This window comes from Paenibacillus alginolyticus DSM 5050 = NBRC 15375 (assembly GCF_000422905.1).
GTDB lineage: Bacteria > Bacillota > Bacilli > Paenibacillales > NBRC-103111 > Paenibacillus_E > Paenibacillus_E alginolyticus.
Genome location: NZ_AUGY01000008.1, coordinates 37,292 through 61,877, shown reverse-complemented (window position 1 = coordinate 61,877; position 24,586 = coordinate 37,292). Strand labels below are relative to the sequence as shown.

Here is a 24,586-nt window from a genome sequence, read left to right as displayed (position 1 = left end):
ACTCTTTTGCAGCTTTTTACTCTTTAATAAGACTCGCAATTTTCTTATCCAGATCTTTAGGAGAGAGTACATGAACGACTTCACGAATGACTCCATTTTTATCGATTAAGAAACTGGTTGGAATGGCAACTACCCGATAGGCATCCGCGTTCGTTCCTTGCTTATCTAATAACACCGGGAATGGGTATTTGTAGGTTTCCACAAACTTCGTAATGCTCTCCATTTTATCACCAGGTGTCACATTAACGGCATATAGATCAAACTGCCCTTGATATTTGTTATACACATTCACCAAATCTGGCGCCTCTTCCTCACATGGACCACACCATGAAGCCCAGAAATTAACGAACAAAGGCTTCTCACGCGGTCCACCAATCGTGTAATCTTTCCCATCAAGCCCTTTTAACGTAAACGAAGGGGCCAAGAAATTCACTTTTGGCGCTTGTTCCGTAGGCATAAGCGTCGCTTTATTCTGGCGCTGGGCGTTTTGATAAATAGCAAAGCCAGCTAATATAACAACCAAAGCGATTACAAACACATTTCTTCTCAAAGCATTTCCACCTCCACTCTGTCTATATTATCTCCAATTCCACGTAAATTCCAACATTCTAGGATAAAACAACTCCGTCGTCCTACGGGGACGAGCTGCAAAACTTATACGATTCTTTTCAACGAGGAACAATTCACAGTATACTTTTAACCTAAATGGGAAAAGTAAACATACAACATGTTCTGAAAGGACTCTCATTATTATGACTACTAAAGCAGCCACGGGCAAAAAATTTACTAAAAACATATTTGAAGACAAATCAGAAGACAATTCTAAAAATAAATCCGAAAACAAATCCGGAAACAAAAAAAGTCATATCTGGGAATACGTCGCCCTAGCGACGATCCCTTTAGTTCTCGTTCTAGGTAATTCTATGCTCGTCCCTATCTTACCTGATATGCAAGAAAAAATGGGCATATCCCGTTTCCAAAGTTCACTTGTCATCACCTTATTTTCAATCACAGCCGGAATCATCATCCCAGTATCAGGTTATTTATCAGACCGTTTCACACGCAAAGCCGTCATCATCCCTTCCTTGATCATTTACGGCTCTGCTGGCGTTCTAGCAGGCTTCGCAGCCGTTTGGAATTCCTATCCCCTAATGATAGCCTCACGAGCGATACAAGGCCTAGGTGCGGCAGGTACGGCCCCTATCGCAATGGCGCTTGTCGGTGATTTGTACAAAGGCGGGGAAGCCAGTAAAGCACTCGGACTCATCGAGGCATCTAACGGAACAGGCAAAGTTGTGAGTCCTATTTTAGGCTCATTATTAGCCTTAATTGTATGGTTTGCCCCGTTTTTCGCCTTTCCTATATTCTGCATCTTGGCGCTGCTCGCTGTTATCTTTCTGATTAAGGAACCACCCAAAGAGAAGGAAGCCGAGCCACTCAAGCAATATTTGAAACAAATTGGCACGATTCTTCGAGAAAAAGGACGCTGGCTCATCCCTGCATTTTTCGCTGGGTCCGTCACACTTTTTATCTTGTTCGGTGTTCTCTTTTACTTATCACAAATACTAGAAGAAGCGCCTTACAGCATTGAAGGTATACGCAAAGGACTTATTCTTGCTATCCCCTTGCTCGGTATGGTCATCACCTCTTACACGACCGGCGCCATAATCAAACAAAACGGCACACTCATGCGATGGTTAATGAACATTGGTCTTATCCTAATGACCGTTTCGCTAGCTTTAGCCATCTTTCTAAATGCCAATCTCTACATCTTCATCGGCTTACTTACGCTCAGCGGTATTGGCACCGGGCTCCTGCTGCCTTGTTTAAATACACTGATTACTGGCTCGGTAGAGCGTGAGCAGCGCGGCATGATAACTTCTTTGTACAATAGTCTCCGATTCATTGGCGTGGCTTTCGGACCCCCACTTTTCGGATGGCTCATGAACATTTCGCATAAAACTATCTTTATTACCGTATCTTCCATGGCGCTTCTTATGCTTGCACTCGTGTTCTTCTTTATTAAGCCTAAAGGGGAAATGACTAAAAAAGAATGATATACTAACCTCATTCTAACATGCACGTTGATTAGAAGGGATGGATTGAGGGTGAACGTATTTATAAATGCAGAGGTATACAACGATCTTATCTCTTACAGCTTGCAGCGACTTCCTGAAGAAGCATGCGGCTTCATTCTAGGCGGACAAGACTCTGGAAATGGAGAACTGCAAACGAGTACCTTCATTCCTTTACGAAATATCGCAAGTAACCCAAGGAATCTTTTTGAAATAAGTCCCGTAGAAATGCTCCCTTACCTAATGGACAGCAATCATCCAGTGATCGGCCTTTTCCATTCGCACCCTACGGCTCCTCCCCTTCCTTCGGAACAGGATCTACAAACACTTTGGCATTCAATTCCTACCTATTGGATCTTATCCTTACAACAACCGCAGCGCCCCGAGCTGCAGCTTTACCAAATAAAAAAAGCCCCACAGACCGCTTATCACAAACTTGCGTTTGTCATCGGTCAGTGATGGCTTAATAAGGCGTACAAATCACCTAAGGTATCTACATTTCTTGATTTTATTTCCTCCATGAATCTAGACCATAGCTGCGCAGTCATAAGGGAATCATCAAGCGCATGATGACGATTCGTTACTGGAATATCATAGGCATGAAGCAGAGAGTCTAAGCTCAAATTTTTCCTCTTAGGCATTAGCCATTTGGCGATCATCATGATATCGAGTACACGATGTGATAAGCTTACTTTGGAGGTTCGCCATAGGGCTGAATTCAAAAAGTTTTTATCGTGACCAGTTGCATGAGCAACCAGTATTCTTTGCCCTACAAACTCCAAAAAGTCACTTAACACCCCTATTAATTCAGGCGCATCAGCAGCCGTTTCATTCGTGATGCCGGTTAGATTAACAATCTCATCTGGAATCTTTCGTTTTGGATTTACCATACTATAGAATGTATGATTACTTTGCACTTCACCGCCAATGACAGAGACGCCTCCGAACGAAATAATTTCATCACCGTTATAAGGAGAGAATCCCGTCGTTTCCAAATCAAAAACTACGATTTCCATCGAGTGAAGTGGTATCTCAAAAAGAGAATCTTTCCTTTGCTCCTTCAACATGGAACGAATAAAAGCCATCTGTTGAGCACTCTGCACATCAAACATGGACGTTAGCGCTGGTGTTAGACCACCCATTTTGTACAAATGCCACATTCGGCCAGCCGGACGCATATCTTTCATCTCGAATCACCTCTCCCTGCCCAATGAAACCTTAATCCCGTTATTTCTAACCTTTTTCTGTCTCTATGTGTGAATCAATTGATTTTCTAACATACTTTTGCAACTCCATCCCCGTACGCAAACAATGTTTTAATTCTTGCTTTATCTCTTTGGTCAACTGCTCAGCGTTAAGTTTGCCTCTTGTCGTATACATCTCATCAGCAAGCTGATAAGGTGTCATATCTCTAAGCTTAAGCGCAACCCCAAAAGCTGCCTGCCATTCAACTGCTAATTGCTTAGGAATGAAAGAGGTTTCCTCCAGCAATCTAATTCTCTCCAACGTAGATGAGTGCATGATCCCCGCTTGAATAGCAAGTAGACGAATCCCATTAACGATAGGAATATAGGCCCCATATTTAATATCAAAACCTCCAGCATCCTCCCCATATCTTTCTGTAATCAGATGTCCGAATACGCCTAATGTGATTCTGTGATGGAGTGTATTGGATAACAAATACTTCAAGATACTCGGATGCTTCTGAACATAAGCAAGAAATTCGCCTTTGAGCCGATCTACCAGGGCTTTGGAACCGAAAATACATCGCATATCCGCAAGGATGAGCAAGTAACGAACATTTTCCCAATCCGGCTCCATAAACCATGCTGTCATCATCTCGATATACATGGATATCGGCTTTCGCCATTGCTTATTGCTCGAAATCACATTGCCTTCACATGGCGGATAGCCTAAAATATCAAGACCACGAAGGATACAATCTACAAGTTTGATAAAATAGTCATCTAATTCTTCCTCTGAGTGATCTTCACTTTCTTCATAAATAAGCCCGTTATCTTGATCACTCCAAAGCGTTTGTTCACGTCTCCCTCCACTGCCCAATAATATAAATGCATAAGGAACAGGCGGTTTCCCGAACCCTTCATCCTCCAACATATGTTCTGCAAGTTCTATCGTCCTGTGAATAAAAGCATCGTGAATTTGATTTACTTTTCGCCCAATTTCAGGTGAATGAGAGAAAAGGAGATGCTCCCGAACCATCTCATGCACCTGATCTCTGGTTATTCGCATCTCATCGAACTGTTCCAATTGATAGATGCGTTCCAGGATCTGTTCCATTGAGAGATGATTCATGTTGCATCCCCTTTGCTCTAGTAGAAAGTCTATAGGATTAAACGGACACGCCGTTTTGAGCTGCTTTTTTCATTTGTTCCGGATATCCGTATGAACCATGTTCAGACAAATCCAGACCTATAATCTCTTCTTCTTCTGTTACACGAAGACCAATTGTAGCTTTCAGAATACCAAGGATAATGAAGGATAGTACAAGTACGAATGCAAGAGCTCCGAATACCCCTAGCGCTTGAATACCTAATTGGTGTAAACCACCACCGTAGAACAACCCAGCACCGCCAACACCAACCTTCGCTGAAAGCTCAGGTGTAGCGAACAAACCAGTGGAAAGCGTGCCCCAGATACCAGCAATACCATGAACAGAGAACGCGTAGATCGGATCGTCGATGCCAGCTCTTTCAAACCATTGTGCAGTGAAGAATGTAACAATACCAGCTACCGCACCGATGACAATTGCCGCCCACGTGTCTACGAAAGCACAAGCTGCAGTGATGGCAACAAGCGCTGCAAGAACACCGTTCAACATACTAGGAATATCTGCTTTACCGAAGTACATCCAAGAAATAACCAAAGCCGCAACTCCGCCTGCCGCAGCAGCCATGTTCGTTGTCAGAGCGATATATCCAAAGAACCCATCACCCATTGCACTTAGTGTACTACCTGGGTTGAACCCGAACCAACCGATCCAGAGAATGATAACACCGAGGACAGACAACACTTGGTTGTGACCAGGAATCAAGTTTGGCGTTTTATCTTTATTATATTTGCCAATACGTGGTTTTAACAAGATAGTAGCTACAAGCGCTGCTGTTGCACCTTGTAAGTGAACAACCGTTGATCCTGCGAAATCTTGCATACCAAGCTTGCTCAACCAGCCGCCGCCCCATACCCAGTGAGCAACGATTGGATAAATCACGACTGTAAACAAAATTCCGAAGATGAAGTAAACGGGAAGTTTTGCTCTTTCTGCAAATCCGCCCCATGCAATTGCTAAGGATACACCTGCGAAAGCTAATTGGAACAAGAATTTAATACCAATAGGTACATCCGAGAAAGAAAGGGAGCCGAATGACGCTGCCGCTTGATCTTCTAATCCTGTAACGAAGAACCCTGTCGTTCCGAAGAAAGCATTTCCGTCACCGAAGGCGAAACCGAAACCTACAGCCCAGAAAGCGATGGCGCATAAGCCAAAAGTTAAAATTGTTTTACCAGCTACGTGACCGGCATTTTTCATTCTAGTAGACCCCGCTTCTAATAAAGCAAAACCAGCTTGCATGAAGATAACCAAGATAGCAGCTAACATAACCCACACGGCATCAATTGCACTTTGAAGTTGGGGTACTGTCGTTTCATCTGCAGCAAATGCGAGAGTAGGGAACAATAATGCCATAACGCCGAAAGCTAACAACAACTTCTTAACCATACGACCACTTCCTTTTAATGTTAGATTAAATAACATGCAATGAAACTCTTAATGTCATTATATACAGGTTAATTGGGTTTGACAATAGGATTTTCTTCAATAAAATTGAAAAAACGAAAAATAACCTCACATCAAACAGGCATAATTCGTGTTTTCGTTCATAGATCGAGCAAAATGTTACAATTCCTATCCTTAATGCAATGTCAGCTTTGAAAAGTATTACGTTTGACTGTACGGTTTGTAATCAGGTATCATTAATATATAGAAGAAATCAAACATAACATTGGAGTAGAGGTGAATTTATTTGGGGAAAGAGAAGCTTTATAAAATCGGAGAACTAGCTAAACTTGCCGATGTCAGTTCTCGAACCATTGATTACTACACCAAGTTAAACTTGATTGAGCCCGAGAAAAGATCAGATACAAATTACCGCCTTTATAGTGATGAAACTTTAACTCGACTTAAACGTATTGAATCTATGAAGAACGAGAAATATACCTTAGAGGAAATCAAAGCGAATTTACAACAATGGAGTAAAGTGTCCCCAGATGATACAGTGAGAGATAAGCTGACATCTATCCAGCTTCATTTAGAACAGTTAATGAAAGAAGCTAAAGAGCTGGGACCCATTATCCAACAGTTGAAGCCAAATCAAATGAAGAAGCTTTCCCGTATACTTACACAGCCAACAGCGGCCTGTATTGAAGCGCTCATTGTTCTTCTAGGTAAAAATCCGTTCTCGTAACGAAAATACGGAGGAATGTCAAAATGTTTTTTCATCCCATGGATTTTCTCATTATTATTGCATTCGGACTTTCGTTGTGGGCCTCGTTTCGAGTTCGGGGAACATTCAACAAGTGGTCAGAGGTTCCCATTTATTCAGGAATGACAGGCGCTCAGGCAGCAAGACGCATGCTCGATGCCAATGGACTGTATGATGTCCCTGTTGAGGCTGTACCCGGAACCCTATCCGATCACTATGATCCGACAGCCCGAGTCGTACGTTTATCTGAGTCAGTCTACTATCAAAACTCCATATCTGCAGTCGCTGTCGCCTGTCACGAGGTAGGTCACGCCATTCAACACCAAGTTCATTATCCCATGCTTGTCGCAAGGCATCACATGTTCCCGGTTGTTAATTTCGCTTCCGGTGTAGCTCCCTTGCTCATACTAGCCGGCTTCTTATTCCAACAGATCCCATGGTTACTCGGTCTAGGCATTATCTTTTTCGCAGCAGCCGTTGCTTTTCAATTAGTTACATTGCCAGTAGAATTTAACGCCAGCTCAAGAGCCCGAGATTTAATGGTCGCTGAAGGCTTCATTTCTAATGAAGAAGAACGCGGGGTAGCCAAGGTATTAAATGCAGCTGCTCTTACGTATGTCGCAGCCGCCTTAATCTCCGTTCTTGAACTTGTGAAATATATTATGATATTTAGCGGCCGTAATAGTGACGACTAATCAAAAAAAGCTCATCTTGTAAGGTGTCATTCAAACACCCAAGATGAGCTTTTTTCATTGAAAATATTCACATAGAAACCGCCTGAAAACTTCAGCCACCAAAGGCAGCTTTTCATCTTTTCGGCAAATTAAACCGACAGTTCTAGTAACCGCAGGATCAGTCACACGAATCTTGACCGGCTGCATTTGACCGCTTTCCATTAAAGCCATGGAAGGAAGCAGACTGACCCCCATACCCGCGGCTACGAGTCCACGAATGGTATCTGTTTCTTCACCTTCGAACTCAATCTTCGGAATGAAGCCAGCTTTCAAGCAAGCCTCCATCACAATCGTACGCAGCGTATATTCTTCTCTAAACATAACGAATGGCTCGTTCTTTAACTGTTCCAGTCGTATCGATGTGTAATCCGCAAGGATATGGTTGGAGGGAATAATCGCATACAATTCTTCGGTTAACAAAATTTCACCCGCAACATGTTCATGTGATTCTGGAAACGGTGAAATGAAAGCCAGATCGATCTCTCCCTTAGAGACATCTCGGATTAAGGACGTATATGTTCCTTGACGAAGCCTGAATTTAACGTTAGGGTGATCTTTTTTAAAGGCTGCAACGACAGCAGGGAGCAAATTGATGACCAGGCTATGCGGGAACCCAATACGAATTTCCCCAGCTTCCGGGTCAAGAAATTCATGTATTTCGCCAACAGCGCGTTCTAAGTCTGTCAGTATTCCTTCGACCCTGCTTAAGAATAAATGACCTACGGAGGTAAGATGAAGATTACGACCTTTTTGCACGAACAAATTAATGCCCAGCTCTTCCTCTAAAAGATGAATTTGCCGGCTAACAGCTGACTGCGCAACATGCATTTCTTCCGCTGCTTGTGTCACATGCTGCTTTCTAGCTACTTTTACAAAGTACTGCAGTTGTCTTAATTCCACTTGGATAAATCCTCCGACTTTTCTTCCATGATTACAAGCTTACAAAATCTTTAAACATTTTAAATTATAGCCTTACAGTAACGATTGGACAACCTAAGTTCAAAAAGCTTATAATAATTAAGTTGTTATTCAGCAGGAAAATAAAGGAGGAAACAGTTCATATGGCACAAGAACGTACTGGTGTTGCAACCATTAAAGGCAATCCGATTACTTTGGTAGGACCAGAAATTAAAGTGGGTGATAAAGCACCTAACTTCACAGTCAACAAAGATTTGATGACTCAAGTTTCCCTCTCAGATTATGCTGGTAAAGTAAAGCTGATCAGCGTTGTTCCATCTTTGGATACAGGCGTTTGTGACGCACAAACTCGCCGCTTCAATGAAGAAGCAGCAGGTCTAGGCGATAATGTTGCTGTTCTGACGATCAGCGTTGATCTTCCTTTCGCACAATCCCGCTGGTGTGGTGCGGCTGGAATTGACAAAGTAATCACTTTGTCCGATTACAAAACAAAATCTTTCGGCGAAGCCTATGGCGTATTAATCAAAGAGCTTCAACTTGATATGCGTGCCATTTTCGTACTCGATGCAAATGATACCGTTCAATACGTGGAGTACCTTGGCGAAATGACGGCTCACCCTAATTATGAAACAGCTGTAGAAGCTGTCAAAAAATTAGTTTAATCCGCACAAAATAAAACAGCAAGGAGGCCTAGCTTCCCTGCTGTTTTTGTCATCCTTCAATCTTATATGGAGCAAGCTTTCTGTCTAATTGTTTATAAATATCTATAATTGTACGATAATTGGAACCCAAATCCCCCATCGAGCCTCGGGATGCTGAATAAATGTCTACCGCGGTTTTCACGGGATTAATCCCAAATAGCGTTAACGTAACATCCTGTGTTCGCCCAGTCATTGTTTTACGTTCCGCGAGAATTTCACCTACGTTTTGAACTTCGTGGAGAAGTTTATAGCCCGGCGTTTTTTTCAGAACGGCAGTGACTTCTTCCCATACTTGTTCTTTAGGAAGCTTATAATATCTTGTTTTAAGCAAAGGATCTTTGGCTTTATCTCCGGTCGTTTCATGACTGCGAAGTAATCCGATTAAAGTTCTCTTAAGCAAAAGCCTTTTCCCCCTTCAATGAGTACATATAGACCACTTGCTATTTCTCTACACTGCTCTCTATCTTACCATTGTTTAGGCTTAAGAAAAAGAGGGGAAATAAAAATCGGAGGATGGCTCCTCCGATTTTCCATTTGTATGCCCTATTTTATTACCCAAAAAAAGTCGTGTAAAGCAAGTAAGCATTTAAGCCTGCAATCAGAATTGCTACAAACCAACTTAGGACAATCATCCACTTTGGTGTTACAAGCTCACCCATCTTCTTGCGGTCCGAAGTAAACGTAACAAGCGGAATAACGGCAAAAGAAAGCTGCAAAGATAAAATAACCTGACTGAGAACAAGTAAATCAGTAGCGCCGCTCTCTCCATATATGCCAATAACAATAACCGCAGGCACGATAGCAATCATTCGTGTAATTAATCGGCGCAGCCAAGGAGTGAGTCTAATATTCAGGAAGCCCTCCATCACAATCTGACCGGCCAATGTACCTGTAAGTGTAGAATTTTGTCCTGAAGCTAGCAGCGCCACTGCAAATAGAATACTAGCGGCACCCGTGCCCAGCATAGGCCCCAGAAGGTGATAAGCATCTTGTATTTCCGCTACCTCTTTACCTGCCGAGTGAAAGGCTGCTGCAGAAAGAATGAGTATCGCGGCATTGACGAACAAAGCCAGCATTAAAGCTACAGTCGAATCTATCGTGGCGAATTTAATTGCTTCACGTTTACCTTCTACTGTCGGCTCGATTTTGCGCGTTTGTACGATAGAAGAATGCAAATATAAATTGTGAGGCATGACAGTTGCTCCCAGAATACCAAGTGCTATATATAACATAGCTGGGTTCGTTACAATTTCTGTTTTAGGAATAAAACCAACGGCAACAGCAGCAAAATCAGGTCTTGAGAAAATAAGTTCCATCACGAAGCAAAAAGTAATTAGAGCGATTAAACTAATCACCATGGCCTCGATGTATCGGAAGCCTTTCTTTTGCAGCATAAGAACCAAAAGAACATCTAACGAAGTAAGAATGACGCCATAAATAAGCGGTATACCGAATAATAACTGTAACGCAATCGCGGCACCTATAACTTCTGCCAGGTCACATGCTGCAATAGCTAGCTCACATAACACCCATAGTCCGAATGAAACAGGCTTACTATAATGATCACGACAAGCTTGCGCTAAGTCTCGACCTGTAACAATTCCTAGACGGCCAGACAATGCTTGCAGCAGAATCGCCATCAAATTTGAAATTAAAATAACAGAAAGCAATGTATATCCGAATTTGGAGCCACCTGCTAAATCAGTTGCCCAATTTCCCGGATCCATATACCCTACAGCTACGAGATAGCCCGGGCCTACAAAAGCAAGAAGTTTACGGAAAAAACCCGCTTTCTTTGGCACGCGCATACTTTGATGGACTTCAGGCAGACTAGGCATTGGTGACTTGCCTTTCCATCCGTTGGGCTCTTGCTCAACTTTTTTATATGCTATTCCCATACGATTACCTCATCTTTCGCAAGACCAATAATGTTGTTCAAAGGAAACTTTATTTGTAATTATACTATATAGCCCTATCTTATGCTATAGGTAAACAAACATGTGCATATAAAAAAATTTTTCCCTCAGGAAAGTTTTTACAAGGAGGTATGTAGGGATGTTGATTCGCCCAGTTGAAAGTAACCAAGACATCATTAAGGCTTATGAAATCGAAACTTCCGTTTTTTCAAAAGAGGCAGCTGCTGCACTAGAAGCTTTTCAAATGAGAAAACAGCTATTTGGAGCTTATTTTCTTGTGGCAGAAAATGAGCTAGACCATCAAATTATCGGCGTAACCAATAGCATAAAGTTACATGATAAAGAATTGGCCGATGATAGTATCAAGCAAGTGACACAGCACGCTGAAGATGGACAATACCTCTGTATCTTGACCATAGCCGTGCACCCATCCTACCAACGACGCGGGGTTGCCACTAAACTTCTCCAACGTATCATCGAAATAGCCAGAAAAGATGGCTTAAATGGTATTGTTTTAATGTGTGAAGAGCATTTAATTTCATTTTACGAAAAACATGGATTTCTTTATGTAGCTCCATCGGCTTCTCAGCACGCTGGCATCAAGTGGCATGAAATGAATTTATTATGGAAATAAATATTGCCTCAAGCAGGAATTCCGTTCTATCTTCCGAATATAATAATGAATAATCTTTGTATATTTATTAAACAAACAAAGATGACAACAGCTTAACAAGGGGGAAACTTTATGTCATATTTCATGGGCATAGATTTAGGAACTTCTGCAGTCAAATGCATTCTTGTCGATGACTCCGGTCAAGTAATTGGCAGCCATAGCGTTGAATATCCGCTTCAGCAGCCCCACCCCGGATGGGCAGAGCAACATCCAGAGGATTGGTGGAACGCCACAGTCAAGGGAATCCGCGCTCTGTTAGAGAAAACAAGCGTCGCTGGCGAAGCCGTCGCTGGCATTGGCTTCTCCGGCCAGATGCACGGGTCGGTGTTCTTGGACGAAGCGCAGCAGGTGATCCGTCCTGCGCTGCTTTGGTGTGACCAGCGCACCGCGGAGCAGTGCGCTTACATCGAGTCGACCGTCGGCGAAGCCGAGCTTGGTCGACTAACGGGCAACCGGGCGCTGACCGGCTTCACCGCGCCCAAGGTCATTTGGCTCCGGCAGCATGAGCCGGAGAACTACGCGCGCGTTCGGCATCTGCTGCTGCCGAAGGACTACGTCAGGCTGCGCCTGACGGGAGCGTTCGGCATGGACATGGCCGACGCAAGCGGCACCCTGCTGCTGGACGTCGCGCACCGCAGCTGGTCGCAGACCGTCACTGAGCGGCTGGACATTCCTATGGAATGGCTGCCGCCGCTCTATGAGTCCGGCGACGTGGCCGGACAGCTGCTGCCGGAAGCAGCCAGCCTTACCGGCCTAGCCGCAGGCACCAAGGTCGTCGCTGGCGGCGGCGACCAAGCTTGCGGCGCCGTAGGTGTTGGCGTCGTACGCCAAGGCATCGCCTCCGTGGCGCTCGGCACGTCCGGTGTCGTCTTCGTTCACGACGACACCTATCAAGTGGATGAAGCTTATCGGCTTCATTCCTTCTGTCACGGTGTGCCTGGCAAGTGGCACCGCATGGGGGTCATGCTGGCCGCCGGCGGCTCGTTCCAGTGGTGGCGCAACCACTTCGCGCACGAGGAGCTTGAGCGTGCGCAGCAGGAAGGCAAAGACGTCTACGAGATCCTGACGTCTGCAGCAGCCACAGCTCCCCTCGGGAGCGAAGGCTTGCTATTCCTGCCTTACCTATCCGGAGAGCGGACGCCGCACCCCGATCCGAAAGCTCGTGGCGCCTTCATCGGCCTCAACCTACGGCACGAGAAAGCACATCTCACCCGTGCCGTTCTCGAAGGCATTACCTTCGGGCTTCGCGACTCTCTGCAACTAATCCGCGAGTCCGGCATTGAAGTCACCGAACTTCGCGTGAATGGCGGCGGCGCCAGGAGTACGTTCTGGCGTCAAATGATTGCAGACATCTTCGGAATCCCTGTGGTTACCGTTAATTCCACAGACGGCCCTGCGTATGGCGCTGCGATTATGGCCGCTTCCGGCGTACTGCAAGAAGATATTGCTACGCTTTGCGAGAAATGGATTCATGTCACCGATCGCGCAGAACCAAATGTTGATAATCAAAAACAGTATGAAGCCTACTATCAAATATATCGTAGTCTTTATGGAACTCTTCAGAACACATTCCATCAGCTAAGTGATTTAGCTGGTCATTGAACATTAAAAAGAGGTTGAACAGGTATCTACCTGATCAGCCTCTTTTTAATACAAAAAAAACCCGCCTATGCCGTCCGATTTTGGTGCTTCAAACCCGCTCTCGCAGGTGGGTGTCCGCAGAGGTGTATTTGAGGTCCCCTTTCGAGGGCATGTCAGCCACACTTCAATGTAGGTCTCCCTAGAAACAGTCATTGGTTTAAAACAACTTAAAACCGTTACGAACATCGCAGGATTCTTTTGTATTTCTTATTATAGTGCCGTACCGGTTGATTATCAACTGGTATGTTTAGTCTCTAGTCTTTTCATTCTCATCTTTTTTATGCAAACTAATTTCGGACTTACTGTCTTCTTCACCGTCAGTTATAGCTTCTGCATGATTTTGAGCTTCCTCTTCTTGCGCTTCAGCCAGCCTCTGTTGTTCCTTCTCTTCTAGCTCTTGCTGCTTCGTTTGAAGTTTAGTGAAGCTGCGATTAAACTGCCAGAACGAGAAAGTCGCCATAATACTTCCCATAAAGAAAACAACAAGGAAGAAATTAAATTTGGTCACACAAATGTAAAGGATAGCTCCGTTACAAAGCAACAGAACAATCGAGTTAATTGGATTACCAATGGTAATCAATACGGCATTCTTCAAGATTTGTAAAACCTTCATATGCAAATGAACCATAATCGAGAAGAAATTGAACAAAGAAATGATAATAATGACCGTGAAAGCGATAAATAATACGGCCAATAATTTCAGTGAACTTCCCTGCTTTAAATAAAAGAAGTAGTTCACCGCAATGATAACGAAAATGATTACGAAGAAAATGCCACCAACCATGCTTTGTAGGTAGTTTTCTTTATATCCACGGAAAAAAGTTTTCAAAAGTGGTACATCTTCTTCACCTGTAACCCATTTCCGAGCTACAGCAAACATCGCGGAAGTTGCAGGAAATAAAGTAAACGGTGCCAAAATGGCGATAATGGGTAGCGATGCCTTCAATGCATCAACCGATGGACTCACCAAGCCCATAAAAGTAAAAAAGAAAACCGGAATCGAACATAACATCCAAAGCAGATTAATGACCGATAAACGCATAATCCACTCCGATATTCTGTACAGTCCTCCCATAACTCCTCTAAACTCCAAAACTGCTTCCTCCTTAGCGTTTCCTTTGGGAAACTTTCTACGTTGATTGTTAAAACGCATACATCTTAAGTTGTCTTACTTTTTCATTGGTTTAATTATAGCCTATTTTTCAACATATAGGTAGACGTCTAGTCTTTCTAGGTTCTTTTACATAGTATAGTATTATCAAAAAGAACTACCCCCAAATCATTTTTCAGGAGGTTGATCCTAGTGTCTCATCCAGTGGGAATGTCCGCAGGTGCCATTTTGGTGCTCTTCATCTTGCTTGTAATCATCACTTGCACTTTCGTACTGTAAATCACATATACTCATGCTAAAAAGGCGAAGATCCTACTGGATCTCCGCCTTTCTTTATTGGGGTTAAAACCTTATTTATTCACTAGCGTTTCTTCGCTCTTACGAGGAGCTCTGGAACGATCACGGTTACCGGAGTTGTTGCTTCCGTATTCACGGTTTCTGGAAGATGAACTGCTTCCACCTTCTCTGTTTGAACCATAATCTCTGCTATCTTTACGCGGGTAACGGGAGTTTGAGCTGCTGGAACCAGTACCTGAGCTGTAACCGCCGCCTTGACGACGTTCTCCTGATCCTGAGCCATAACCGCCGCCAACTCGTCTACCTGAGCTGCGTACATCGAATTTTTTCTTTCTTGCACGAATCGGATCTTCTGGTGTTAACTCAATATTCGTTTCCTTTTTGTCACCAGTCAACAGCTTCATAGCTGCTGCAAGAAGATTTACGGAATCATACTGTTCTAACATTTGAATAGCTAGACCTTTGAATTCAGCTTGTGTATCATTTTGAAGCACATCAAGAATACGCTCAGCTGTCATTTTTTGTTTACCTTCAATGGCTTCAGCCAAGCTAGGTAATGGTTTTTTGTTGATTTTGTGACGAGTAACTTTCTCAATAAAGTGCAAGTGATCGATTTCTCTTGGTGTTACGAAGGTCCAAGCTGTACCTTCTTTACCAGCGCGGCCTGTACGACCGATACGGTGAACATAGCTTTCTGGATCTTGCGGTAGGTCAAAGTTAATTACGTGAGTAACGCCGGATACATCCAAACCACGCGCAGCAACGTCTGTAGCTACAAGGACATCAATGCTGCCGTCACGGAATTTTCTCATCACGTTATCACGTTGATTTTGGGACAAGTCGCCATGAAGACCTTCAGCTGCATAGCCTCTTTTTTGAAGAGCTTCTGCCAATTCATCAACGCGACGTTTTGTACGACCGAAGATGATGGCTAGATCTGGAGCTTCCATGTCGATCAAACGGCTAAGCGCTTCGAATTTTTGTTTTTCGTGCAATTCGATATATGCTTGGTCAATCAAAGGAGCACTAACTTGTTTCGGGATAACCGATACGTGCTCAGGATTACGAAGAAACTGTTGTGCCAATTTTTGAATATTTGCTGGCATTGTTGCAGAGAACAACATCGTATGACGCTCTTCTGGAACCAATTTCAAAATGGATTGGATATCATCCATGAAGCCCATGTCAAGCATTTCATCCGCTTCATCCAGAACCACTGTTTGTACATCGTCTAATTTGATTGTTTTACGGTTAATATGGTCAAGTAGACGTCCCGGTGTACCGATAATGATTTGCGGTTTTTTCTTCAAAGCACGAATTTGTTTAACGATATCCTGTCCACCATAGATGGGCAAGGAACGAATGCCTTTGAAACGACCGAGTTTCTCAATCTCTTCCGCAACCTGGATGGCAAGTTCCCGTGTAGGACACATGATAAGAGCAGAAATGCGCTCTTCTTTTGTATTGATTTTGTGAATAAGCGGAATACCGAAAGCAGCTGTTTTACCAGTTCCTGTTTGTGCTTGACCAATCAAATCCCGGCCTTCCATAGCCAATGGGATCGTTTTTTCTTGGATTGGTGTGGATTCTTCAAAGCCCATCTCCGTAACAGCGCGTAAAATCGCCGGCTCTAAACCAAACTCCTGAAATGTTTTCAAATATATTCAATCTCCTTTTGTACAGGGCAGGCTAATGCCTTGTATCTTTTTTACCCTTAAGTACGACTTCCTATCCGTGTCTATAGTTTTATTGGTGGAATACACTTTTGATTTAACATCTTCCATGATCCAACTGGCCGCCCTTAAGAACATCTAAAATATTATAGCACAAGTCATACACACATTTCCAGTGGCGTCTTACATAATGAGAACGAAACCTAACGCATAAGCTATACGTATTACAAGTTAGAACAATAAACGGAATAGAGGAGAGTTTCCAATGTCCATATTTAAACGAGTCAGCAGCATCCTGCGAAGTCAAAAACAAGAACCAACAACAACACCTATAGGTAATCCCCTTGAAGATGCTCGAGTTGGAGATATTGTTAATGTTGATCTAGAGGAGTATGTTGTTTCCGGCAAGGTCATTTATTTTGACCGCGGGTTTGCTCCACATCGTTATGCTTATTATTTACAAAGCGGCAAAAATATTCAGTGTTTGATTGTGGAAAAAGGGCGAACTTACGACTGCTTCCTTTGCAGCTTTGTCGAAGGTGCTCTTGATGATCCTAATGATGTTCCTACTCGTTTGGAGCTTGACGAAGATGTTACATTTGATTTGGAGTTTCATCGCAATGACGTCTCTAGGACTGAAGGAAATACAGACTTCCGCAGCGGAGACGACATCATCTTTTGGAGATATTTCGGACCGGACCGTAGATTCTTCTTCCTCCAATGGCAGGATGGCAAATTTATTGCTCTTGAAGGAGAGCGCACACCGGGCAATCAGATCAAATTTTTGAAATCGACGCCCTAGACAACCTATGTTATCATTAGTAATGTTTGGAAAGGAGGGATTACTGAAAAGTGAAAAGATGGACTTCATGGGTTTCTTTCTTATTGATCATCGCCCTTCTAACCGCGTGTGGCGCTGATGCCGGACGTTATATTAAAGATCAGTATCCGTTAGTTAGTGTTGACGGCAAAGGAAGCAATCTCTCCAAGGTTTATTTAGTTGAAAACAAAAGCGTCCCTGCTGTGGCAACTGAGCTAGCAGCAAAAGAGTCACCGAAGGAAAAGAGCAAAGAATCCGACGATCAAATGTTCCTTGTTTATACTGATAAAGTCATTAACGTCCAAAAGGACCCCAGCGATAGCAAAAACACGCTTGTTCAGATCGATAGTATTGAATATGCCAAATCGCATTACGACTCCTCGTTCCTACAAGGTTATTTAACAGCCACTCTGCTTCAATCCTTATTCGGTGGAGGTTGGTTCAATAATAAACGGCCTTACGACGACTATAGAGGCTACACCCGGACACCGACTTATAATGCAGGTAGCGGTAAGGCGACTACGCCAACAACGGATGTTTCGAAGGATAAGAAACCAACTACGTCAGATCGAACGGGCAGCTTCAAGAGCGGTACAGGCACACCAAATTCAGGCAGCAGCTCCACAACACGTAAAAACGACGGTTCAACTACGAATAAGGTAACGAAACCTTCTACCAGTTCGCCAAGTACTTCTAAGAAGACGGGCTCTTTCAAAAGACGCTAATTATTTCCTCTAAAAAAGCTGTGTTCCATAAAGTGGACACAGCTTTTTTTCATTTTAAAGGATTAACTCATTTCCATTAAAGTCCATTTAATTGACCTGAGGTAAATTAAGATTGAAGTTTTAGAAGAATGAATTATACTTGCTTTATGCTGCATACTATTTTAGAGGTGATTTGTTTTGAAAAAGGCGCTAGATGCTTTCATTATTCTAGTTGGCGCACTGCTTGTCGCAGTCGGCTTCAACATGTTCCTCATTCCTCACCAACTGCTTAGCGGCGGGGTTTCAGGATTTGCCATGATTATTGGTTATTTTACGAATTTTAACATTGGTTTCTTGTATTTATTGTTTAACCTGCCATTGATGATTTGGGGATTGGTTTCAATTGGACGTAGATTTATTATGATCAGTGTAGCGTCGGTCATATTAACAGCATGGCTTATGCAAATTTTGCCTACAAGCTATGTCGCTCAGGATTCCATGCTTGGTGCTGTCTTTGGGGGAGTCCTTATCGGTATAGGAAGCGGTATCACGTTGCGTATAGGTGGCTCGAGTGGAGGCTTTGATATTGTTGGCTTGATTTTAACCCGAAAATTTGACTTCCCTCTCGGTACCGTTCTTTCAGCCATGAACGGTGTGGTCATTGTTGCACTTGGCTATTTCAAGCATAATTGGGACCTTGCTCTTTACTCAATGCTTGCCATCTATATTAGCGGGAAAGTTGTCGATACCATACATATTCGCCACGTCAAAGTGACCGCCTTCATTGTAACGAAACAAAAGGATGAGTTGATTAACGAGCTGCTTCTGCTGCCTAGAGGTGTTACTTTAGTTAAGACGGAAGGCGCTTATACGAAACAGCAGCATGATATGTTAATGACCGTCACAACACGCTATGAACTCGTAGAATTAAAGCGAATCATTAAGAAGATAGACCCGAAAGCATTCGTGAATATCGTGGAAACCGTTGGTGTCGTCGGCGAATTCCGCAAGCTTAAATGATTAATCGTGCAATCAGCCTCTTTATTCCAAGTTGAATTGTGTTATAATGAAACTAATTTCATATAGTTCTGGTTTCATCGTGAGTGGTTCAGGCGTAGTTCTTATTCTAATCTTTTGATTGGAAGGGTGATGCTTGTGGAGACAGTCAAATTATCCAGGATTGTAATGAAATTAACACCCGAGTTGTATCCCTTCTTAACCAGCTATGAGCTGGACTCCGAGATCGTCCTCCGATTTGGCATTGAGGCGCTCGAAGCAGAAGATGTCATGGAAATTATTCAGTTCAGTATTACGGAACATCATAAAGACGCCCTGTATCATTAAGGGGCGTCTTTTTCTGGTCAACTTTATTCAGATAATGTTATTGAGTTTGTAATAATTAGGGTATATAGGTTATGATAAGAACATGGTATACTAGAGCTAAGATAAACTAATGGAGGTGTCTGGAATGGGAGCATTATCTCCTTGGCACATCATCTTAATTGCAATTGTTGCCCTTCTCTTGTTTGGGCCTAATAAACTGCCTGAACTTGGCAGAGGTTTTGGCAAAATGTTTCGTGAATTTAAAGATGCAACGAATGGAAATGGCGGTAATTCATCTGCCGATGATCAGCCAGTACCGGTTCGTAAAGAGATTAATCCTTCAGAGGTCACGAATACAGAATCAGGACAAGTTCACAAGTAAGTGCAAACACCCGGCTAATTTGGCTACCGGGTGTTTTTATTTATTATTAGCTTTTTCTACGCATTACGGCTTGAGTTCCGAAAAACATACCTGCTGCTATTGCCGACATCACTGACGCAAACACATACATGCTTGCGCCTCCCCACTGCTCGCTCAACCATCCGCCCACTGAACCGCCGATAATACCTGCAAGCCCCATGAACACCATCGCAAGAATGGATTGACCCGTTGAGCCAAATTGCTCCGGAAGCAGACGCACGACATACTGTACCGCAACGATCCACAGAACAGCAAAGGTGACCATATGCGTTGTCTGTAAACCAATTAGCACCCATGCATCGCTGAAGAGCGTGTAGAGTAACCAACGGATTGTGTATAAGACTGAAACGATACCTAAGATGGTCAGTTCGTGATAACGATGTATGTACCGATTGATATACGCAAATACCGGAATTTCAGTGCATGCCGCAATGGCCCAAGCCCAGCTGACCATTGAGTCCGTAGCACCTAATTTATTCAAATATAAACCTAATAGTGCATCGTTCATACGATGCGGAATAGATATTATCAGAACCATGATCATAAACCATAAGAAGTTTTTATTTTTGAAAATCGTACCGATCGCACGTAATGTTATTCGCTGTCCGCTGCCCTTCTCGTCTTTGATAAAAGCTAGCAATAGAAATGGGAAGATCCACAACGCCCAATAAAAATAAGGTATGTTGGCTACTCCCCCTAATTCATTGAGTAAAAGACCTGAAACTAGAGCAACACCCGAGAATCCAATAGAACCCCATAATCGTACGGATCCATAAGACATCCCACGCTGCGCCGTTGATTTAACAACCAAATTGTCGATGAGTGGAATGGATGGCAGTAAGAAGAAGTAAAGCAGTAAAATAAATCCAAGTGTAAGCCCGAAGCCTTTTGTTAAAAACAGTCCAAAACTTCCCAGTAAGGAAAGGCTCCAAAGTAAAAATACGATGTTCCTCACGGAGTTGAACCGGTCGCTGACATATCCCCAAAATGGCTGAGCGAAAATGGAGATAAACGGACCAATCATCATTAAGAGTCCAATCTCACTAGCTGAATAGCCTTTACTATTCAAATATAAAGGTAAATAGGGCAATAAAATGGCACTAGAAGCATAGTAAAAAAAATTCACGCCAGATAATGAAATAATTTGTTTATCAAGTTTCAATGAGCGACTACCTTCTTTCTACAAACCTCTACAAATTTCCTCTGTGCGTAGTTTCCCGCTTGCTTTATAATAAAAGCTAGAAACAATGATTGGAGAGGACTTATACATCATGGAAATATTACTTGCTTCACTCGCCCTAATCTGGGGCAACGTAACAGCCGCTAACCCGGATGCCAGCTTTGAACAGCTCGTGCAAGCTTCTCTGAATGCGAAGAATGCTGTTGCGATTGTTCAACCCAATCCGTCCCAAGAGACGGATCCACTCGCTCCAGTCAACAAACAAGACCCACAGAAGGATGCCCCCGTTGTTAAAGGTATTTACGCAACAGCCCATAGTGCTGGAGGTTCTCGCCTAAACACACTGCTCAAGCTTCTGGACGACACAGAACTTAACTCAATGGTAATCGATGTTAAGGATGATTGGGGTTACATCACTTGGCAAACTGGGAACGCAGAGCTTGAGGCGATGGGAACAACACAGAAAATTATTGGTAATATGCCTGGTTTAATGAGTACCTTGAATGAACATCATATTTATCCAATCGGCCGTATCGTTGTATTCAAGGACACGGTTCTTGCCAAGAAGAAACCAGAATGGTCTTTCGTCAATCCAGATGGAACTCTGTGGGGCAACGGTAAGAACCCACCGGACAGCTTCGTAAATCCATATAACAAAGAAGTATGGGATTACAATATTGCCGTAGCAAAAGAAGCCGTAAAAGCTGGATTTAAAGAAATTCAATTCGACTACGTCCGGTTCCCGGAAGGCTTCGAAAAAAGAGCTGACATTCTCAAATATACAAAGGATGAACGTTCACGTATTGATGCTGTCGCTTCCTTCGTCAAATATGCCAAAGAACAATTGCAGCCACTTGGTGTACGTGTATCTGTTGATATTTTTGGTTATGCGGCCTCAGTTCCGGCAGCCGAAGGCATTGGTCAAGATTTCGAGAAAATCTCTCAAAATGTCGATGTCATCGCTCCTATGATTTATCCAAGTCATTACAGCACAGGCTGGTTTGGCTCCAAAGTGCCGGATGCTGCGCCTTTTGTCACTATCGATGGAGCATCTAAGGATACAACCAAGAAGTTAGAAGCCATTGATAAAAAAGGTTGGAAGCCGATAGTTCGCCCTTGGATTCAAGATTTCACCGCTTCTTGGGTACCTGGTTATATCAAGTACGGCAAACATGAAGTGGAAGAACAAATACGGGCTTTGAAAGAAAACGGCGTCAATGAGTTCCTGCTATGGAACGCCAATAACAACTACACACCTGATGTGAAATACTAACATGGTGACACCCTGGGAGCACTAAGAGCTCTCGGGGTGTTTACTTTCGTTTTCGGTTTGATTTATCATGTAATCAGGATTCATGTTACCAGAATTACCGGAGATATGTACAATCAAAGAATCTTATAGATTGACTTTATTATTCTCAAAGATATAAAAGGAGTTGAATGCAATGAATATTGTCGCCATAACTGGAATGGATTTGACTTCCATGCAAAAGCAGATGCCGCAAGACTTGAAGGAACGCTGCCAATTTCATTGGTTTAAATCTTCAAGTGAAGCTGGGGAATACATAGCAGATGCAGATGTAATGATCACGGCTGGCCTCATGAATCCGGACATCCTCAAGAAGGCGGATAAGCTGAAATGGATGCAAACCATATCGGCTGGCGTTGATAAGCTTCCTCTCCAAGAGTTAGCACGGCGTAATGTCATACTAACCAATGCCCGTGGGGTACATACGATCCAGATGAGTGAATTTACGTTAAGTCTCATGCTGCAATGGGTTCGTAAGGCGAATCTTCTCCATGAGCGTCAGCAAAGTAAAGTATGGAACAACCAAGTCAGTTTCGGTGAACTTTATGGTAAAACAATTGGCATTATTGGTGCTGGCGCAATCGGCGAAGCGGTTGCTCGCAAAGCTAAGGCTTTTGATATGACTGTCATTGGGCTGAATCGTTCCGGTTCGCAAGGGCCTGCCTTTGATTCGACGGTTAGCGGAGAAGAAGGTTTAACGTCTTTGCTTTCACAAAGTGATTTCGTCGTTCTTCTACTTCCTAGCACAGCTAAGACGCGAGGCTTCTTGACCAAAGAACATCTTCGCTTAATGAAACCAAGTGCTTTTTTAATCAATTTGGCTCGCGGTGATGTCATTGATGAAGAGGATTTGATCCATGCGCTGCAAGAAGGCAAGCTGGCAGGCGCTGCGCTCGATGTTTTTGAGCAGGAGCCATTACCGTTAACTTCTCCCCTATGGAGCATGGATAATGTTATTCTTACTCCGCATATCGCTGGAGCTTCCGTTCACTATACAGAGCGAGTTTCCACGATTTTTTATCATAATTTGAGAGCTATTTTAGATGGCACCGAAATGATGAATGTTGTTGATTTAACAGAAGGCTATTAACATACGATAACGTACCGCATCCCAAAGTTGAACTCCTAAGGATGCGGTACGTTATTTTATTTATTCGGTATGGCAGTGAGCCCTCTCATATACGGTCTCAGAGCGGCTGGCAGATAAATCGAACCATCTGCTTGCTGATGATTCTCTAGTAATGGAATTAGAATTCTGGGTGTGGCGACAGCTGTATTATTGAGGGTATAGCAATAACGCAGCTCACCATTCTTATCTCGATATCGCAAGCCGCTGCGGCGAGCTTGAAAGTCAAGAAGGCTTGATGACGAGTGTGTTTCGCCATAAGCATTACGGCTTGGCATCCATGTCTCAATGTCATATTGCTTGTAGTTTTTGGCGCCCATATCTCCCGTACATACGGCAACAACACGATAAGGAAGCTCAAGTAAACCTAGAATATCTTCCGCATTCTGTGTAATTTGATCTAGCATTTGATCAGCAGTGGCGGGATCATTCTCACAAAGAATCACCTGCTCGACTTTGGCAAATTGATGCACACGATATAATCCGCGTACATCTCTACCTGCTGAACCGGCTTCTTTACGGAAACAATTCGATACGGCTGCCAGTTGTACCGGCCCTTTTGATAAATCAATAATTTCATCCGCATAATACGAAACCAATGGAGCTTCCGATGTGCCAACTAACCATTTATGTTCATCTTGCAATTCGTAGGTCTGGTCCTTCCCAGCGGGGAAAAAGCCCGCATTCTGCAGCGTCTCTTCCCGCACCATCAGCGGAACATCCATCACCGTAAAACCTCGGTCAGATAGCAAATCAAGAGCAAGCTGCTGAACAGCCCTGTGTAAGTATAGCCCCATCCCCTTGAGATAGTAATTCCGGCTTCCAGCCACCTTCACTCCGCGAGGGAAATCGAATAAATCCAACGCCTCCCCGATTTGCATATGATCACGAGGTTCAAATTTTAACGAGGTTGGCTGACCCACTACTTTCTGTACAACATTATCTTGATCCGTAGCCCCAAGTGGCGTATCAGGTGAAGCCAGATTCGGTACCGTAAGCATTAGTCCCTTGAACCGCTCCTCCAGTTTCGCAAGCCCCTCTTCGTACTCCGTTAATGTTCGATTCCAGCCGCGAACCTGATCTTTTAAAGCCTCGGCTTCTCTCTTGTTCTGCTCAGCCATACACTGGGCAATCTGAACGGATGCACGATTGCGTTCTGTGCGCAGCTGATCCACTTGATGAAGCAGCAGCCTTTTCTTCTCATCTACCTCAAGCAGCTCATCCAATGGACATTCTACACCTTTATTTTGAGCCGCTTCCTTCACTTGATCCTGATGCATTCGAATCCATTTGATATCCAACATACCACTCACCGCTTCCCTTTCTTTGATTTGAAAAAGACAAAGAACGCCCCTGTCCGATTGGGACGAGGAGCGTTCTGCTCGCGGTGCCACCCAACTTGATGACGACATCAACATGTCATCATCCGCTTGGTTCCGCGATAACGGGCGGTGCCGGTTTA

25 protein-coding genes and 1 other RNA gene are annotated in these 24,586 nt (G+C 43.5%); 14 read left to right on the top strand and 12 right to left on the bottom strand.

What is annotated here, in order from left to right; translation table 11 throughout:
* Window positions 1-16: 16 nt before the first annotated feature.
* Complete coding sequence (locus G519_RS0103215) at window positions 17-550, bottom strand: TlpA family protein disulfide reductase (protein WP_029193456.1); 534 nt, start codon at window positions 548-550, stop codon at window positions 17-19.
* Window positions 551-752: 202 nt separating this feature from the next.
* Here G519_RS0103215 and G519_RS0103210 point away from each other — a divergent pair, with 202 nt between their 5' ends.
* On the top strand, window positions 753-2,057 hold the full coding sequence (locus tag G519_RS0103210) for an MFS transporter (protein ID WP_029193455.1): 1,305 nt from the start codon (window positions 753-755) through the stop codon (window positions 2,055-2,057).
* Between the two features lie 51 nt (window positions 2,058-2,108).
* On the top strand, window positions 2,109-2,534 hold the full coding sequence (locus tag G519_RS0103205; RefSeq protein ID WP_029193454.1) for a M67 family metallopeptidase: 426 nt from the start codon (window positions 2,109-2,111) through the stop codon (window positions 2,532-2,534).
* Here G519_RS0103205 and G519_RS0103200 read toward each other — a convergent pair.
* Genes G519_RS0103200 through G519_RS0103190 form a run of 3 tightly spaced genes read right to left on the bottom strand, consistent with a single transcriptional unit; the run spans window position 2,528 to window position 5,814 of the window.
* Window positions 2,528-3,262, bottom strand: coding sequence for an exonuclease domain-containing protein (locus G519_RS0103200; protein WP_029193453.1), 735 nt, complete (start codon window positions 3,260-3,262; stop codon window positions 2,528-2,530). The genes G519_RS0103205 and G519_RS0103200 overlap by 7 nt on opposite strands.
* A 46-nt stretch (window positions 3,263-3,308) precedes the next feature.
* The gene (locus tag G519_RS0103195; RefSeq protein ID WP_029193452.1) at window positions 3,309-4,391 is read right to left on the bottom strand and encodes a DUF294 nucleotidyltransferase-like domain-containing protein; all 1,083 of its coding nucleotides are present in this window, start codon (window positions 4,389-4,391) and stop codon (window positions 3,309-3,311) included.
* Between the two features lie 37 nt (window positions 4,392-4,428).
* Window positions 4,429-5,814 carry an ammonium transporter gene (locus G519_RS0103190; RefSeq protein WP_029193451.1) on the bottom strand — a complete coding sequence of 462 codons (1,386 nt, stop codon included), beginning with the start codon at window positions 5,812-5,814 and terminating at the stop codon, window positions 4,429-4,431.
* A gap of 304 nt (window positions 5,815-6,118) precedes the next feature.
* Between G519_RS0103190 and G519_RS0103185 the strand changes: the two genes are divergently transcribed.
* Both G519_RS0103185 and G519_RS0103180 read left to right on the top strand, forming a co-directional pair.
* Window positions 6,119-6,559 (top strand): MerR family transcriptional regulator, encoded by a 441-nt coding sequence (locus G519_RS0103185; RefSeq protein WP_029193450.1) that lies wholly within the window; start codon window positions 6,119-6,121, stop codon window positions 6,557-6,559.
* 23 nt (window positions 6,560-6,582) lie between these two features.
* Complete coding sequence (locus tag G519_RS0103180; protein WP_029193449.1) at window positions 6,583-7,272, top strand: zinc metallopeptidase; 690 nt, start codon at window positions 6,583-6,585, stop codon at window positions 7,270-7,272.
* Window positions 7,273-7,326: 54 nt separating this feature from the next.
* Here G519_RS0103180 and G519_RS0103175 read toward each other — a convergent pair whose 3' ends face one another.
* Window positions 7,327-8,211: a LysR family transcriptional regulator gene (locus tag G519_RS0103175; RefSeq protein WP_029193448.1), complete on the bottom strand. Its 885-nt coding sequence runs from the start codon at window positions 8,209-8,211 to the stop codon at window positions 7,327-7,329.
* 161 nt (window positions 8,212-8,372) lie between these two features.
* Here G519_RS0103175 and tpx point away from each other — a divergent pair, with 161 nt between their 5' ends.
* On the top strand, window positions 8,373-8,891 hold the full coding sequence (gene tpx, locus G519_RS0103170) for a thiol peroxidase (protein ID WP_029193447.1): 519 nt from the start codon (window positions 8,373-8,375) through the stop codon (window positions 8,889-8,891).
* 49 nt (window positions 8,892-8,940) lie between these two features.
* On the opposite strand, the gene G519_RS0103165 is transcribed toward tpx, so the two are convergent.
* Together G519_RS0103165 and G519_RS0103160 are read right to left on the bottom strand one after the other, a co-directional pair.
* A complete protein-coding gene (locus G519_RS0103165; RefSeq protein WP_029193446.1) occupies window positions 8,941-9,330 on the bottom strand; it encodes a DUF1499 domain-containing protein in 390 nt (129 codons plus the stop codon).
* 151 nt (window positions 9,331-9,481) lie between these two features.
* Entirely contained in the window at window positions 9,482-10,828 is a 1,347-nt protein-coding gene (locus G519_RS0103160) for an Nramp family divalent metal transporter (protein WP_029193445.1), read from the bottom strand.
* 157 nt (window positions 10,829-10,985) lie between these two features.
* Between G519_RS0103160 and G519_RS0103155 the strand changes: the two genes are divergently transcribed.
* Entirely contained in the window at window positions 10,986-11,480 is a 495-nt protein-coding gene (locus tag G519_RS0103155) for a GNAT family N-acetyltransferase (RefSeq protein WP_029193444.1), read from the top strand.
* 111 nt (window positions 11,481-11,591) lie between these two features.
* The gene (gene xylB, locus G519_RS0103150; protein WP_029193443.1) at window positions 11,592-13,121 is read left to right on the top strand and encodes a xylulokinase; all 1,530 of its coding nucleotides are present in this window, start codon (window positions 11,592-11,594) and stop codon (window positions 13,119-13,121) included.
* Window positions 13,122-13,175: 54 nt separating this feature from the next.
* Here xylB and ssrS read toward each other — a convergent pair.
* The 3 genes from ssrS to G519_RS0103140 all read right to left on the bottom strand — a co-directional run bounded on the left by ssrS (window position 13,176) and on the right by G519_RS0103140 (window position 16,226).
* Window positions 13,176-13,357, bottom strand: a non-coding RNA gene (gene ssrS / locus G519_RS48375) — 6S RNA.
* A 50-nt stretch (window positions 13,358-13,407) separates the two neighbouring features.
* Complete coding sequence (locus G519_RS0103145; RefSeq protein ID WP_029193442.1) at window positions 13,408-14,253, bottom strand: YesL family protein; 846 nt, start codon at window positions 14,251-14,253, stop codon at window positions 13,408-13,410.
* 368 nt (window positions 14,254-14,621) lie between these two features.
* Complete coding sequence (locus G519_RS0103140; protein ID WP_029193441.1) at window positions 14,622-16,226, bottom strand: DEAD/DEAH box helicase; 1,605 nt, start codon at window positions 16,224-16,226, stop codon at window positions 14,622-14,624.
* A 280-nt stretch (window positions 16,227-16,506) separates the two neighbouring features.
* Here G519_RS0103140 and G519_RS0103135 point away from each other — a divergent pair, with 280 nt between their 5' ends.
* From G519_RS0103135 to G519_RS0103115, 5 genes are all read left to right on the top strand, one after another.
* On the top strand, window positions 16,507-17,043 hold the full coding sequence (locus G519_RS0103135; RefSeq protein ID WP_029193440.1) for a DUF4178 domain-containing protein: 537 nt from the start codon (window positions 16,507-16,509) through the stop codon (window positions 17,041-17,043).
* A gap of 50 nt (window positions 17,044-17,093) precedes the next feature.
* Window positions 17,094-17,786, top strand: coding sequence for a DUF4247 domain-containing protein (locus tag G519_RS0103130; protein ID WP_029193439.1), 693 nt, complete (start codon window positions 17,094-17,096; stop codon window positions 17,784-17,786).
* Window positions 17,787-17,963: 177 nt separating this feature from the next.
* Window positions 17,964-18,785, top strand: a complete 822-nt coding sequence (locus G519_RS0103125; protein ID WP_029193438.1) for a YitT family protein — start codon at window positions 17,964-17,966, stop codon at window positions 18,783-18,785.
* A gap of 129 nt (window positions 18,786-18,914) precedes the next feature.
* A complete protein-coding gene (locus tag G519_RS0103120; protein WP_029193437.1) occupies window positions 18,915-19,109 on the top strand; it encodes a hypothetical protein in 195 nt (64 codons plus the stop codon).
* Between the two features lie 124 nt (window positions 19,110-19,233).
* A complete protein-coding gene (locus G519_RS0103115; RefSeq protein ID WP_029193436.1) occupies window positions 19,234-19,470 on the top strand; it encodes a Sec-independent protein translocase subunit TatA/TatB in 237 nt (78 codons plus the stop codon).
* A 46-nt stretch (window positions 19,471-19,516) separates the two neighbouring features.
* Here the strand turns inward: G519_RS0103115 and G519_RS0103110 are convergent, their stop codons facing one another.
* Window positions 19,517-20,671, bottom strand: a complete 1,155-nt coding sequence (locus G519_RS0103110; protein ID WP_036631949.1) for an MFS transporter — start codon at window positions 20,669-20,671, stop codon at window positions 19,517-19,519.
* Window positions 20,672-20,780: 109 nt separating this feature from the next.
* On the opposite strand from G519_RS0103110, the gene G519_RS0103105 reads away from it, so the two are divergent.
* On the top strand, window positions 20,781-21,962 hold the full coding sequence (locus tag G519_RS0103105; RefSeq protein ID WP_029193434.1) for a putative glycoside hydrolase: 1,182 nt from the start codon (window positions 20,781-20,783) through the stop codon (window positions 21,960-21,962).
* A gap of 172 nt (window positions 21,963-22,134) precedes the next feature.
* The gene (locus tag G519_RS0103100) at window positions 22,135-23,088 is read left to right on the top strand and encodes a D-2-hydroxyacid dehydrogenase (protein WP_029193433.1); all 954 of its coding nucleotides are present in this window, start codon (window positions 22,135-22,137) and stop codon (window positions 23,086-23,088) included.
* 56 nt (window positions 23,089-23,144) lie between these two features.
* Here G519_RS0103100 and serS read toward each other — a convergent pair whose 3' ends face one another.
* A complete protein-coding gene (gene serS / locus G519_RS0103095) occupies window positions 23,145-24,428 on the bottom strand; it encodes a serine--tRNA ligase (RefSeq protein WP_029193432.1) in 1,284 nt (427 codons plus the stop codon).
* Window positions 24,429-24,586 lie beyond the last annotated feature (158 nt).